Source organism: Pseudomonas marginalis (genome assembly GCF_008692035.1).
In the GTDB taxonomy this organism is placed as follows: Bacteria; Pseudomonadota; Gammaproteobacteria; order Pseudomonadales; family Pseudomonadaceae; genus Aquipseudomonas; species Aquipseudomonas marginalis.
On the sequence record NZ_VTFG01000002.1, the window covers coordinates 701,171 to 713,970 of the forward strand.

10 protein-coding genes and 1 pseudogene are annotated in these 12,800 nt (G+C 59.7%); 9 read left to right on the top strand and 2 right to left on the bottom strand.

The features are described 5' to 3' along the window. The first annotated feature begins 231 nt into the window (after positions 1–231). Together FX984_RS23320 and FX984_RS23325 are read left to right on the top strand one after the other, a co-directional pair. Positions 232–1,459: pseudogene (locus FX984_RS23320) on the top strand (aminotransferase class I/II-fold pyridoxal phosphate-dependent enzyme). 140 nt (positions 1,460–1,599) lie between these two features. Continuing rightward, complete coding sequence (locus tag FX984_RS23325; RefSeq protein WP_146475796.1) at positions 1,600–2,787, top strand: MFS transporter; 1,188 nt, start codon at positions 1,600–1,602, stop codon at positions 2,785–2,787. Here FX984_RS23325 and yiaY read toward each other — a convergent pair. Next, entirely contained in the window at positions 2,754–3,902 is a 1,149-nt protein-coding gene (gene yiaY, locus FX984_RS23330) for an L-threonine dehydrogenase (RefSeq protein WP_098480233.1), read from the bottom strand. The genes FX984_RS23325 and yiaY overlap by 34 nt on opposite strands. A 125-nt stretch (positions 3,903–4,027) precedes the next feature. On the opposite strand from yiaY, the gene FX984_RS23335 reads away from it, so the two are divergent. Beyond that, on the top strand, positions 4,028–5,044 hold the full coding sequence (locus tag FX984_RS23335; RefSeq protein ID WP_027604368.1) for a DUF4917 family protein: 1,017 nt from the start codon (positions 4,028–4,030) through the stop codon (positions 5,042–5,044). A 61-nt stretch (positions 5,045–5,105) separates the two neighbouring features. On the opposite strand, the gene FX984_RS23340 is transcribed toward FX984_RS23335, so the two are convergent. Beyond that, positions 5,106–5,633, bottom strand: a complete 528-nt coding sequence (locus FX984_RS23340; RefSeq protein ID WP_027604369.1) for a helix-turn-helix domain-containing protein — start codon at positions 5,631–5,633, stop codon at positions 5,106–5,108. A gap of 158 nt (positions 5,634–5,791) precedes the next feature. Here FX984_RS23340 and FX984_RS23345 point away from each other — a divergent pair, with 158 nt between their 5' ends. The 6 genes from FX984_RS23345 (at position 5,792) to FX984_RS23370 (ending at position 12,799) form a co-directional block, all read left to right on the top strand. Further along, positions 5,792–6,574, top strand: coding sequence for an aldolase (locus FX984_RS23345; RefSeq protein ID WP_027604370.1), 783 nt, complete (start codon positions 5,792–5,794; stop codon positions 6,572–6,574). Between the two features lie 28 nt (positions 6,575–6,602). Beyond that, complete coding sequence (locus FX984_RS23350; protein WP_027604371.1) at positions 6,603–7,475, top strand: dihydrodipicolinate synthase family protein; 873 nt, start codon at positions 6,603–6,605, stop codon at positions 7,473–7,475. Positions 7,476–7,612: 137 nt separating this feature from the next. After that, positions 7,613–8,152, top strand: a complete 540-nt coding sequence (locus FX984_RS23355) for an RNA polymerase sigma factor (protein ID WP_027604372.1) — start codon at positions 7,613–7,615, stop codon at positions 8,150–8,152. After that, the gene (locus tag FX984_RS23360; protein ID WP_027604373.1) at positions 8,149–9,117 is read left to right on the top strand and encodes a FecR family protein; all 969 of its coding nucleotides are present in this window, start codon (positions 8,149–8,151) and stop codon (positions 9,115–9,117) included. The genes FX984_RS23355 and FX984_RS23360 overlap by 4 nt, the downstream gene beginning before the upstream one ends. A 127-nt stretch (positions 9,118–9,244) precedes the next feature. Then, the gene (locus FX984_RS23365; protein ID WP_092356515.1) at positions 9,245–11,803 is read left to right on the top strand and encodes a TonB-dependent receptor; all 2,559 of its coding nucleotides are present in this window, start codon (positions 9,245–9,247) and stop codon (positions 11,801–11,803) included. Positions 11,804–11,905: 102 nt separating this feature from the next. Then, entirely contained in the window at positions 11,906–12,799 is an 894-nt protein-coding gene (locus FX984_RS23370; RefSeq protein WP_027604375.1) for a DMT family transporter, read from the top strand. The last annotated feature ends 1 nt before the right edge of the window (position 12,800 follow it).

Below are 12,800 nucleotides of genomic sequence, written 5' to 3' on the forward strand. Positions count from 1 at the left end.
CGAACGCCCCCACTGCATTCATTTACCCAATCACAATCAAATGCTCCCTGGATCCGCTACGTTGAGTCATGCACATAAGAATCGGTCGGATGTCCATTGGGACTTACAAAATGTAGGACCTTACTCACAACAAAATATCCATTCGGAGTAGCTTGCATGGGAAATATCTGACTTACCTTATCAAAATTTTCCCTTTACTGTTTTTGCCTTCCCTAAGGACAGGTAAAAACAATGGAAAATATTCATTCAAAAAATCAGTTCACAAATTACAAAAAACTGATCGACCTTGCCGACAGAGACTGGCACTCAGCACAGTCAGGCCGAATTTGCGAACTTAATGTAAAAGTCAAAAGCAACAACCAACTTATTGATCAGTACGGACGAAAACCTCATCACTTTTGCACAACATCATATCTTGGCCTCGACTATAACCCAAAGATACTAAAAGGGGCTATCCAAGGAATAAAAGAAAGCCAAAACACTTCGCATTGCAAACTCAAAAAATCGATGCAAACTTGAAATACTTGAACGATATGAAACAGAGCTATCAGGCCTTTTCAACTCAATCTGCCTCAGCACTTTGTCCTGTAGTGCGGCCAGCTCCGGACTCTTGCCCATGCTCGCCAGCGGCGTATTTACCAATAACTCCCCACCCACAATGATATTCGACAAATATTCCCACTATTCAATGAATCATATTAAAGCCTCGTGCGCAGATGAAACAGAAGTAAAAACCGCGCCTCACAATGACATGTGCTGGATTGAAGACTTGTGCAAAAAACGTAAACATGTAGCTTACATAGCAGACGGCATATACAGCATGGGTGGAGTCGCAGATATCGATAGCCTGCTCTACTTGAAGGCGCGTTACGGACTGTTCCTTTATTTGGATGACTCCCACGCCTTGTCCGCATTTGGAGATAAAGGGGCCGGTTTTATCCGGCCGCGCTTGCAAGAGATAGACAATAAAACCTTAATCGTGGCCTCTCTAGGCAAATCATTTGGTGCCAGTGGAGGAATGATCATGTTCGGTAGAGAAAGACAGAAAAGTCTAATGTATCGATACGGCGGGCCCAGTAACTGGTCCCAAAGTCTCAATTCTGCCGCTATAGGAGCCGGGCTGGCGTCAATAAAAATACATCAAACAACCGAGCTATCCGTGCTTCAAGAACAGCTTCAAACCAATATCCGGTTATTCGACAGCCTTATCCACACTGAACAACAGGGTGCCGACACCGCAATACGATTGGTAACCTGCGGCGAGGCTGAAAAAGCGAACAAACTCGCTATGCGACTGGCTGACAGCGGATTTTTCACCTCTGCCGTATTTTTTCCTGTCGTGCCCAAGGAAAAAGCAGCATTACGTATAACTCTTCGGGCAGACATGAGCCCTAAAACAGTAGAGTTGTTTTGCTCCACACTGACAGCCTTAATACAGGAACATAAAGACGCAAAATAAATTGCGCACCTACTATAAACAACCGCCACATACTCACTCTTATTTCTCAATGAGCATAAACATCAATCATTGTTCGGATCCATACGGAGGAATCGACTTACGATGACGTACGCAGAACTTAAGGCGCAGGACGCCTCCCCTTGAAAAACACCACCCGTCTCGCCCTCGCTTGCTGCGCCGCCTTCCTCGCCCAAGTCGGCATTAGCAGCTATTTGCCCGCTGTGCCGGTCATCGCCCAGTCCCTGCTCGCCGCCGAGGACTACGTCGCACTGGCCCTGGCCGTGTACCTGGTGGGCATGGCGCTGCCGATGTTGCTCTGGGGCAGCCTGGGGGAGCGTTTTGGCAGAAAGCCGGTCCTGCTGGCGGCGCTGGCGGTATATGCCTCGGCAAGCGCGGCGATTCCATCGGCATTTAACGTCGAGTCTTTTTTGTCATTACGCCTGATTCAGGGTTTGGGCGCGGGTGGAGTCGCGGTCATGGCCAGGGTGTTGGTGCGGGACAGTTTCAGCGGGGCGCTTTTGGCCAGAGGGTTGTCGTGGCTGGGGATGACGTTTGTAATCGCGCTAGGTATCGGCCAGTTCATGGGGGCGCTGTTGCAGGCGGCCTTCGGCTGGAAGGCCATTTTCTATGGGTTGGCAATAAGTGCCCTCACGTTGATTGCTGTGCTGCAAAGGGTGGTGTTTCCGTCAGTGATGAAGGCTGATTCGCCAGACTCAGCCTGGCGGATCTACGCCACGATTGTGCGGCATCCCCCCTTTCTACACGCAGCATTGGCCGGTGGGCTGGGCTATGGGGTGATCATTGCCTTCAACACCTGTGCTCCGCTGATACTGCAAGGGCGCTTCGAGTGGAGCGCGGCGCAGTACGGCTGGCTGGGGTGGCCGATCAGCGGGGCCTATCTGGCGGGGGCGTTGATGGTCAACCGCTTCGTCGCGCGGATGGGGCGGTTGACGATGATGAGCTGGGGCGTGGCGCTGGCGTTAATGGGAACGGCGCTGATGCTGTTGGGCAGTGTGTTTGCCAGCGGGATCGCGCTGTTGTTGTGGTTGCCGTATTGCCTGGCGGTATTTGGGCAATCGATGAGTTACCCCATCAGTTTGTCACTGGCTAATGATCAGTCGCCGGTCAGCGGTTCCTATGCCATGGCCTTGAGTGGCTTCATGCATCAGTTGATGGCGGCGTTGATCGGCGGCGTAGCAAGCCTGCTGGTGAGCCAGCAGGCTTGGCCATTGACGCTCTTGTGCGTGGCATTGGCTGGCGGCGCGTTCATGTGCGCCGCCAGTTGCCGGACAGATCAGAACGCGCTACGAAAGATCTCCTCAATCTGACGCTGATCGGCGCGCCGTGGGTTGGTCAGCCCGCATGCGTCCTTCAATGCATTGGTGGCCAGCAGCGGAATGTCCTGCAACTTGGCACCCAGTTCGCGCAGGCCGGCAGGGATTTCAACGTCCTGGGACAGGCTGCGAATGGCGGCGATGGCGGCTTGGGCGCCCTCTTCGTCAGTGCTGCCCTTGGCGTCGACACCCAGCGCGCGGCCGACATCGCTCAAGCGCTTGGCACTGACGCTGGCGTTGAAGCTTTGTACATGGGGCAGCAGCACCGCGTTGCACACGCCGTGAGGCAGGTCATAGAGACCGCCGAGTTGGTGGGCCATGGCATGCACGAAACCCAGGGAGGCATTGTTGAACGCCATGCCTGCGAGGAACTGGGCATAGGCCATGTTTTCCCGCGCGGCCTTGTCGCTGCCGTCGCGTACGGCCAGGCGCAGGTTGGCGCTGATCAGTTCGATGGCCTTGATCGCACAGGCGTCGGTGATCGGGGTGGCCGCCGTGGACACGTAGGCTTCGATGGCGTGGGTCAGGGCGTCCATGCCGGTGGCGGCGGTGAGGCCCTTGGGCATGCCGACCATCAGGCTCGGGTCATTGACCGACAGCAGTGGCGTGACGTTGCGGTCGACGATGGCCATTTTCACGTGGCGGGTTTCGTCGGTGATGATGCAGAAACGCGTCATCTCGCTGGCGGTGCCTGCGGTGGTGTTGATCGCCACCAGGGGCATCTGCGGCTTGCTGGATTGGTCGACCCCTTCGTAGTCGCTGATATGCCCGCCGTTGGTGGCGCACAGGGCGATGCCCTTGGCACAGTCATGGGGCGAACCGCCGCCCAGGGACACCACGAAATCGCAGGCGCTCTGCTGCAGCAACGCCAGGCCTTTCTCGACGTTTTCCACATTGGGGTTGGGCTTGGCGCCGTCGTAGATCACCGAATCGATGTCCTGCATCGCCAACTTCTCGGCGATCATGCCGGCCACGCCCGCCTTGGCCAGGCCCGCGTCGGTGACGATCAGCGCTTTGCGAAAACCGTAGTTGCGAATGGCATTCATGGCTTCGTCGAGGCAGTCGGTGCCCATGATGTTGACGGCGGGAATGAAGAAGGTGCTGCTCATGGCGAATCCTCGGATGACGTGTATGCCTACAGCATCAACCTCACCTGCCTGCGGCATCTTGACCAGGATCAACGCCGGCTCGTGATAAAGTCGCCATCCAGCCGATTTCGAGTAGACCCACAGCAATGAAGGATTTCCAGGATATTGACGCCCACCTTGAAGATTGGAGCGCCCTGCGCAGCCGCACCGCCTTCAGTGGGATTCTGATCGGCAATGGCGCGAGCCGCACGATTTGGGAAGACTTTGCCTACGACTCGCTGTTCGAAAACGCACGCACCGTCGAAGAAAAACCCCTGGGCCCATCCGAGCTCAGCGTGTTCGACGCCCTGCAGACCCGCAGCTTCGAGCAGACCCTGGGGGCCTTGAAAACCACCAGCCGAGTCAACAAGGCCCTGGCGGTCAGCTCGGCGGCACCGCGTAATCGCTACTACGCGATCAAGGAAGCGCTGATCAATACCATCCACGCCGTGCACATTCCGTGGCGCCTGGTGCAGCCGTCGACGCTGGCGACGATCAACCGCGAACTGGCGACCTACACCAGCGTGTTCACCACCAATTACGACCTGCTCAACTATTGGGCGATCCTGCACACGCCGGGCATCGACGACCTGTTCCGCAGCGCCGATGCCAGCTTCGACCTGCGCAACACCCACACCGATAGCACGCGCATCCTCTACCTGCACGGCGGCTTGCACCTGGTGCGCAACCTTGACGGCACCGCACGCAAATTGCCGAGCACCGACAGCACCTTGCTCAGCAGCTTTGCGATCAACAACACGATCAAGACCCTGGACGATGTGCCGCTGTTTATCAACGAAGGCACGGTGCAAGAGAAGCTCAAGACCATCCGCAGCTCGGATTACCTGTCGTTCTGCTATGAACAGTTGCTGAGCCATGAGGGCGCGCTGTGCATCTTTGGCCATGACCTGGGAACGCAGGATCAACACGTGGTGGATGCAATTCGCCAGGCCCGCCCCGCGACCCTGGCGATCTCGGTATCGGGCCGCAGCGACGGGTTTATTCGCCAGCAGAAGCGGCGGTATTCGCAGTTGTTTGATGGCAGTGGCGCGCAGTTGAAGTTTTTTGCCGCGCGCACGCATCCGTTGGGTGACCCCGCACTGTCGGTACCTGTCGAACGTTGAGCCACCGGTGGGAGGGGCTTGCTCCCGCCCATACCGACCGCATTTCAAACCGTCAGCGCGGTCATTCTTGCGAGCTGTGTACAACCACCAATAGCTGCGCCTGCACAGGCCCTACCGAACGCAGCCGATGCGGCTTCTGCGCATTGAAATGCAGCGCATCGCCGCGCTCCAGAATCACCCGTTCGTTCATGAAATCCACTTCTACCGCCCCTTCATGCACGAACAGGAACTCCTCTCCAAGGTGCTCCTTGAAGGTCTTGTCGGAGAATTGCGCCGGCGGGTAGATGATGAACGGCAACAAGCTGCGCTCACTGACCTGATGGGCCAGCACTGCGTAACCCGGCGCGGTGTCGGGCCGCTCATGGCTGCGCACCAGGCTGTAGCTGTCGAGGCTGACGCGGTCTTCGCTGAACAGTTCTTCGACCTTCACGTTCAACGCCTTGGCCAGTTTCAGCGCAGCGGCAATCGACGGCGTGTTGAGCCCACGCTCGACCTTGGACAGGTAACTCTTGGTCATCCCGGACTTTTCAGCCAGGGCCTCCAAGGTTACGCCAAGTTTTTTCCTCAATAATTTCAAACGGATAGACATGTGCTGCGGTTAATCCATGCAGAAGCGATAAGCTGCGCTTGCCAATGACACTTTGTGTCATATAGCATCATTAGTGTCATTTGCCTCACCCAACGACCTTGCGAGCAGCGGGAGACCAGCAAATCCGACGTCCATTGAACCACCCAAAGGACACCGATATGGCCAAGACATTAGCACTCCCCAAAGACCAACTGGTCAAGCAAGCGCTGGTCCAGATGCAAAACACCCTGGCGGATAATACGTGGACCGTCCGGCAAAAGCTGGCGCTCACTTGCCGAATCCTGTTCGAACACGGCCACGACTCCGGCCTCGCCGGGCAGATCACCGCGCGCGGGCCTGAACAGGGCACCTACTACACCCAGCAACTGGGCCTGGGTTTTGATGAAATCACGGCCAGCAACCTGTTGCTGGTCAACGAGGATCTTGAGGTGCTGGAAGGTCACGGCATCCCCAACCCGGCCAACCGCTTTCACAGCTGGGTGTACCGCGGGCGAGCGGATGTGAATTGCATTATTCATACGCACCCGACCCATATCGCTGCGCTGTCGATGTTGGAAGTGCCGTTGCAGGTGTCCCACATGGACCTCTGCCCGTTGTACGAAGACTGCGCGTTCCTGGAGGCCTGGCCGGGCGTGCCGGTGGGCAATGAAGAGGGGGAAATCATCACCGAGGCCCTGGGCGACAAGCGCGCGATCCTGCTGTCGCACCACGGCCAGTTGTCGACCGGAGGGAGTGTCGAGGAAGCGTGCGTGATCGCGCAGTTGATCGAACGCGCGGCCAAGTTGCAGTTGCTCGCCATGGCAGCCGGTGCGATCAAGCCGATCCTGCCGCAACTGGGGCGCGAAGCCCATGCCTGGATTTCCCGACCCAAGCGCCACGGCGCCGCGTTCAATTACTACGTGCGGCAGAACCTGCGCCAGCACGCCGATTGCCTGAACTGACCCGACCTTTTTCTACCGGAGACTTTCCATGTCCAGCCCAACTATTCACGGCATCATCGGCTACACCATCACCCCGTTCAGCGCTGACGGCCAGCGCATCGACCTCGACGCCCTCGGTCGTTCCATCGACCGTTTGATCGACAGCGGCGTGCACGCCATCGCGCCTCTGGGCAGCACCGGTGAAGGTGCGTATTTGAGCGATGCCGAGTGGGACGAAGTCAGCGCCTACAGCCTGGCAAAAATCGCCCGGCGCGTGCCCACGGTGGTCAGCGTCTCCGACCTGACCACCGCCAAGGCCGTGCGCCGCGCCCGCTACGCCGAAGCCAATGGCGCGGATGTGGTGATGGTGCTGCCGGCCTCGTATTGGAAGCTCAGCGAGGCGGAAATCCTCGCCCACTACGCTGCGATCGGCGACAGCATCGGCGTGCCGATCATGCTCTACAACAACCCGGCCACCAGCGGTACGGACATGTCGGTGGATCTGATCCTGCGTATCGTCAAGCAGGTGGCAAACGTGACGATGGTCAAGGAGAGCACCGGGGACGTTCAACGCATGCATCAACTGCGGCGCCACAGCGACGTGCCGTTCTACAACGGCTGCAACCCGCTGGCCCTGGAAGCCTTCGCGGCCGGAGCCAAGGGTTGGTGCACGGCGGCGCCAAACCTCATCCCGCACCTGAACCTGGCGTTGTATGCGGCGGTGCTGGCCAATGACCTGGACAAGGCGCGCGAGCTGTTTTATCGGCAGTTGCCGTTGCTGGAGTTCATCCTCAAGGGCGGGTTGCCGGCGACGATCAAGGCCGGGCTGCGCCTGACCGGGTTGGAGGCGGGCGAACCTCGTTTGCCGGTGTTTCCATTGGGTGAAGCAGGGATCGAACAACTGAAGACCTTGCTGCGGTAAAACTGCGACCTTATGTGGGAGGGGTTTGCCTCCTCCCCATATTTTAATCCGGGCCCGTCTAAAATAGAGACAAATGACAATGGTTCTCGATATCATTCGCGACTTTTCCACGTCGTGCTTCGTCAAGAAGGATATCCATGTCTCGTCCCAAGCCCGACCCGGTGTCGGCCGATGCCTTTCGCGGGTTCTATGCAGATATTCTGTATTTCCTGCGCAGACGCACGGACAACGCCAGCGACGCGGCGGACATGACCCAGGACGTCTTTACCCAGTGGCTGGACTACCGCGACCGGGCCAAGGTCGAACAGCCACGGGCATTTTTGTTCCAGATGGCACGCAACCTGCTGCGTGATCACTGGCGCAAACAGAAGGTACGGCAGACCGTCCACCCAGATCAGGCCGACAGGGACGCGGAACCGATCACCGACGAGCAAAACGACCCCATGGCCGCCGCCCAGCGCCTGCAACGCCTGGAACAGTTGAAAGAAGTCCTCGCCGAACTCTCGCCCCGCCGGCGAGAAGCCCTTATGCTGCACCGCTTCGAAGGCCTGAGCCAGGCGCAGATCGCCGAGCGCATGGGTATTTCGACGAGCATGGTGGAAAAGCACATCGCTTTTGCCCTGCTGCATTGCAAGCGACGCCTTCAAAACGACCCCGGCACGGAGCAGCCAGAATGAACCGCCTGAGCGACACCGACGGCCTGGATATCGAAGCCAGTGACGCCATCGATGCCCAAGCCGCCAGTTGGTTTGCGCGCAACCGGAACGACACAGGCCGTGCCGATCGCAAGGCCTTTGCCGCCTGGCAGGCCACGCCGGCCCATGCCCGCGCCTATGCCGAATTCGAGCAGTTGTGGGCCGACCTGGCCCAGTTGCAGCAACTGAACAAACCCGTGGCGCTGCCCAAGCGCAAAGCATCGGTATTGCGCCCGGCCCTGGCCGTAGCCGCCGCCGTGCTATGTGCCGTATTGGCCCCTCACATCGGTGCGCCCCGCGAGTTGTATCACAGCCAGGTGGCGGCCCATGCCAAGGGCATGCGCACCCTGAACCTGCCCGATGGCAGCACCCTGTCGGTGAATGCCAACACCCGCCTGCGCGTGGACTTCAGCGCCCACCAGCGCATCGTGCACCTGGACAAGGGCCAGGTGTATATCGAAGTGGCGGCCGACAAAGAGCGGCCGCTGTTCGTTCAAGCCGGCGAGGCCAGTGTGCGGGTGGTCGGCACCGGCTTCGATGTGCGCCGCAGCCAGCAGCAACTGGTGGTCAGCGTCGCCCACGGCCAGGTCGCTTTCGAGCCGTCCGCCACAAGCCCCGTCTCTCTGCTCGGGGCCCAGCAACGCGCCATCTACAGCTACGCCAAGGGCACCTTGCAACAGCAAACCCTCACGGCCGAAGAAGTCGCCGATTGGCGCAGCGGGCACTTGTCGTTCCGCAACCGTGAACTGGCCAGCCTGATCGATGAACTGAGCCTGTATCGCCCGCAGGCACCGTTGCAGGTCAGCAACGCGGTAGCGCACCTGAAAGTCTCGGGCAATCTGGACGTGAATGATCCGGACGCCCTGCTTAACGCCCTGCCCGCCCTGTTGCCGGTGAAAACCGTGGTCTCGGCCGATGGCATCGTGCGGATTGAACCGAGCAAATAACCTGCGAAGTTCTTATTTGAGAATATTTTGCATTCGCAGGTGTGGATTTTTTTGCCTGCCCCGTCTTCCTCCGGTCTGTATCTGATCAGCACACCTTTTTGGCCATTTGGCCGCTCCGGGGGATTCCATGTTTCGCGCGCCTTGCCACGCTTCGCACCTGTATCTTCGACCGACCCTTATCGCCACCTGCCTGGCGTTCAGCCTCGGCGCCCAAGCCGAGTCATTCACCCTGCAACTGCCCGCCCAGGCGCTGGCCACGTCCCTGAGCCAAGTAGCGCAGCAGGCGAAGATCCAGCTGTTGTTCGATGAGGAGCTGCTCAAGAACGTGCAGGCACCGGCGCTCAACGGTGACTTCACACCGGAAGTTGCGATTCGCAGCCTGCTGAAAAACGGTGAGTTCACCCTGATCAAGGTCGGCAGCACATACGTGGTAAAGCCCGAAGAGGCCAAGACCACCCAGAGCGGCGCGATCCAGCTGGACACCCTGAGCGTGATCGGCACCGGCAATCAGGTCGACTCGAGCACCGTCGGCCGCTCCACCCTGAGCCAGGCGGATATCGATCGCTACCAGGCCAATAACATCCCCAGCCTGTTGCAGACCCTGCCCGGCGTGAGCCAGGGTGGCTCACTGAAACCCGGCGGTCAGACCATCAACATCCGTGGCTTCGGCGATGCCGAAGACGTGCCGCTGACCGTCGATGGCGCGACCAAAAGCGGTTTCGAGCGCTACCAGCAAGGCACCGTGTTTATCGAGCCTGAGTTGATCAAGAGCATCGAAGTGGAGAAAGGCCCCAACTCGCCGTTCAGCGGGAACGGCGGCTTTGGCGGTACGGTGAACATGACCACCAAGGATGCCCCGGATTTGCTCAAGGACGGTCGCAACAGCGGTGCGATGCTCAAGTACGGTTATTCCAGCAACGACCACGAACAGGTCTACAGCAGCGCCGTGTATGGCCGCACCGACGATGGCCGTTTCGACGCGCTGGCCTACCTGACAAAACGCGACGGTGACGACATGAAGGTGGCCGCCAAGCTGCCCAATGAGAACAACCGTTACCCGATCAACCCCCAACGCCTGCCCAATACGGCCCAGGATGTGGACGGCAAGCTGTTCAAGGTCAATGCGCACTTCACCGATGAACACAGCGTCGGCCTGTCCTACTCACGGTCCCACAGCAACCGCTGGACACCGTTTTCCGCCGCCAGCTACCCCACGCCACCGACTCAGGCCAACATTGACCGCTACGGCTACGAGGGGGCACTCAAGCGTTTTTTAGCCCACCGCGATACCGTCGACACCACGTGGTCGGGCAAGTATGAGTACCAGCCCCTGGACAACCCGCTGGTGGACCTGACCGTCAAATATTCCCAGTCCAACACCGACCAGACCGACGAGCGCGATGCCACGGCGTTTTTCCAGCTGGCCACCGGCGGGCGCAAGATGGACACGGCCTACACCGACAAGAACCTCGACATCCGTAACGTCAGCCTGTTTGACACGGGTCCCTTGCAACACGCAGTGACCCTCGGCGGCCAAATTCGCAAGCACACCCGCAAAACCGAGATGTGGATGCCCGGCGCCACCTACAACACCCCACTCTACAACTACGGGCATTTCCAACCGGGCTTCATGCCGCATGGCAAGGTCGATACCAACAGCTTCTTCATCCAGGACGCGGTGACCCTGGGGGACGTGACCGTTACCCCATCGCTGCGCTACGACCACGTGCGCAACCGCGGCGAGGCCAACGATGCGCCGTACTACAGCAACCCCGACCCGGCCGTCGGCCACGACTACAGCGACCGGACCTACACCGGCTGGTCGCCGCGCCTGGCGCTGTTCTGGACGGTAACCCCCCATGTCGGGCTGTTTGCCAATTGGAGCCAGACCTGGCGCGCGCCGGTGATCGACGAGCAGTACGAAGTGCAGGGCCTGGGCAGCCGCACCGCCACCAGCGTCGACCTCGACCCGGAGCGCATCACCTCGATCACCGTGGGTAACATCACCAGCTTCGATAACCTGATCGCCCAGGATGACAACCTGCAAATACGCACGACCCTGTTCCACAACAAAGTCGAGGACGAGATCTTCAAGGCTACCGGTGTGGGCTGCCAGAACCAGGCCATCAACGGCGGCAGCATTTCCACGGCCTGCCCGCCGGGGGCGATGTCCAACTATCGCAATATCGGCGGCCTGACCATCAAGGGCTTCGAGGTCGAGTCGTTCTATAACTCCACCTACCTGTTCGGCTCGGTATCGTACGCCTATGCCACCGGCCAACACGAAGGGGCCTACACCAACCCGTGGGGGCCGGATGTGTCGGCACGCGATATTCCGCCGACCAAATGGGTACTGGTGTTAGGGACCAACATCCCGGCCTGGGATGCCCAGGTCGGTTGGACGGGGCAATTCGTCGGCGCCACCGACCGCCTGCCCAGCGACAAATATTCGGGCGGCCCGGGCTCCAGCGTCGGCGACGTGTTCTACGACCAGTATGGCAACAAGCGCTACAACACCCAGGGCCTGTTCGCCAAATGGAAGCCGCAGCAAGCGTACCTCAAGGGCACTGAGGTCAACTTCACGCTGGACAATATGTTCAACAACAACTTCCGTCCGGCCCTGAGCGGCGACCGTGCCTACACCAAGGGGCGCGACGCCAAGATCAGCATCACGCGCTTCTTCTGAAAACTGTACGGATAAATCCGCACCCAGCTGTAGGTCCGCAATCGGCGGGGGTTGTGGCTAGATGGGCTTCCCTTGAAGCCCTCTGGATTTCGGATCCCGCCCATGAGCTCGCGCGAAAACACCGGCATGGCCCTCGGCCTGCTGGGTGTCATCATCTTCAGCCTGACCCTGCCCTTCACCCGTATCGTGGTGCAGGAGATCCACCCGTTGCTCAACGGCCTGGGCCGTGCCTTGTTCGCGGCGGTCCCGGCGGCGGCGCTGTTGCTGTGGCGCCGCGAGCGCTGGCCGACCTGGCGCCAGGTGCGGGGTTTGTGCCTGGTCATTGCCGGGGTGATTCTGGGCTTCCCGGTGCTGTCGGCGTGGGCCATGCAAACCTTGCCGGCCTCCCATGGCGCACTGGTCAATGGCCTGCAACCGCTGTGCGTGGCGCTGTATGCGGCGTGGCTGTCCCATGAGCGGCCGTCGAAAGCCTTCTGGGCCTGCGCGGCGCTGGGCAGCGGGTTGGTGTTGAGTTATGCATTGATCACCGGCGCCGGCAGTATCCAGGCCGGCGATTTATTGATGCTCGGCGCGATAGCCGTGGGTGGCCTGGGCTATGCCGAAGGTGGCCGGTTGGCCAAGGAGATGGGCGGCTGGCAGGTGATCTGCTGGGCGCTGGTACTGTCCACGCCCGTGTTGATCGGCCCGGTGTGGTACCTGACGGCGCAGCACCAAGGCGCGGTCTCGATGCGCGCCTGGTGGGCGTTCGGCTATGTGTCGCTGTTCTCGCAGTTCCTGGGCTTCTTCGCCTGGTACGCCGGCCTGGCCATGGGCGGCATTGCGCGGGTCAGCCAGATTCAGCTGTTGCAGATCTTCTTCACCATCGCGTTTTCGGCGCTGTTCTTTGGTGAACATATCGAGCCGATTACCTGGGTGTTTGCCTGTGGGGTCATCGTCACGGTGATGCTCGGGCGCAAGACCGCGGTGCAGGCTGCGCCGATCGCTAAGTCGGCGTGAG

Bases quoted from the DNA above. Each gene is read 5' to 3' on its own strand.
- FX984_RS23370 (WP_027604375.1), top strand. From the start codon at position 11,906: ATGAGCTCGCGCGAAAACACCGGCATGGCCCTCGGCCTGCTGGGTGTC.
- yiaY (WP_098480233.1), bottom strand. From the start codon at position 3,902: ATGAGCAGCACCTTCTTCATTCCCGCCGTCAACATCATGGGCACCGAC.
- FX984_RS23360 (WP_027604373.1), top strand. From the start codon at position 8,149: ATGAACCGCCTGAGCGACACCGACGGCCTGGATATCGAAGCCAGTGAC.
- FX984_RS23355 (WP_027604372.1), top strand. From the start codon at position 7,613: ATGTCTCGTCCCAAGCCCGACCCGGTGTCGGCCGATGCCTTTCGCGGG.
- FX984_RS23345 (WP_027604370.1), top strand. From the start codon at position 5,792: ATGGCCAAGACATTAGCACTCCCCAAAGACCAACTGGTCAAGCAAGCG.
- FX984_RS23350 (WP_027604371.1), top strand. From the start codon at position 6,603: ATGTCCAGCCCAACTATTCACGGCATCATCGGCTACACCATCACCCCG.
- FX984_RS23335 (WP_027604368.1), top strand. From the start codon at position 4,028: ATGAAGGATTTCCAGGATATTGACGCCCACCTTGAAGATTGGAGCGCC.
- FX984_RS23340 (WP_027604369.1), bottom strand. From the start codon at position 5,633: ATGTCTATCCGTTTGAAATTATTGAGGAAAAAACTTGGCGTAACCTTG.
- FX984_RS23365 (WP_092356515.1), top strand. From the start codon at position 9,245: ATGTTTCGCGCGCCTTGCCACGCTTCGCACCTGTATCTTCGACCGACC.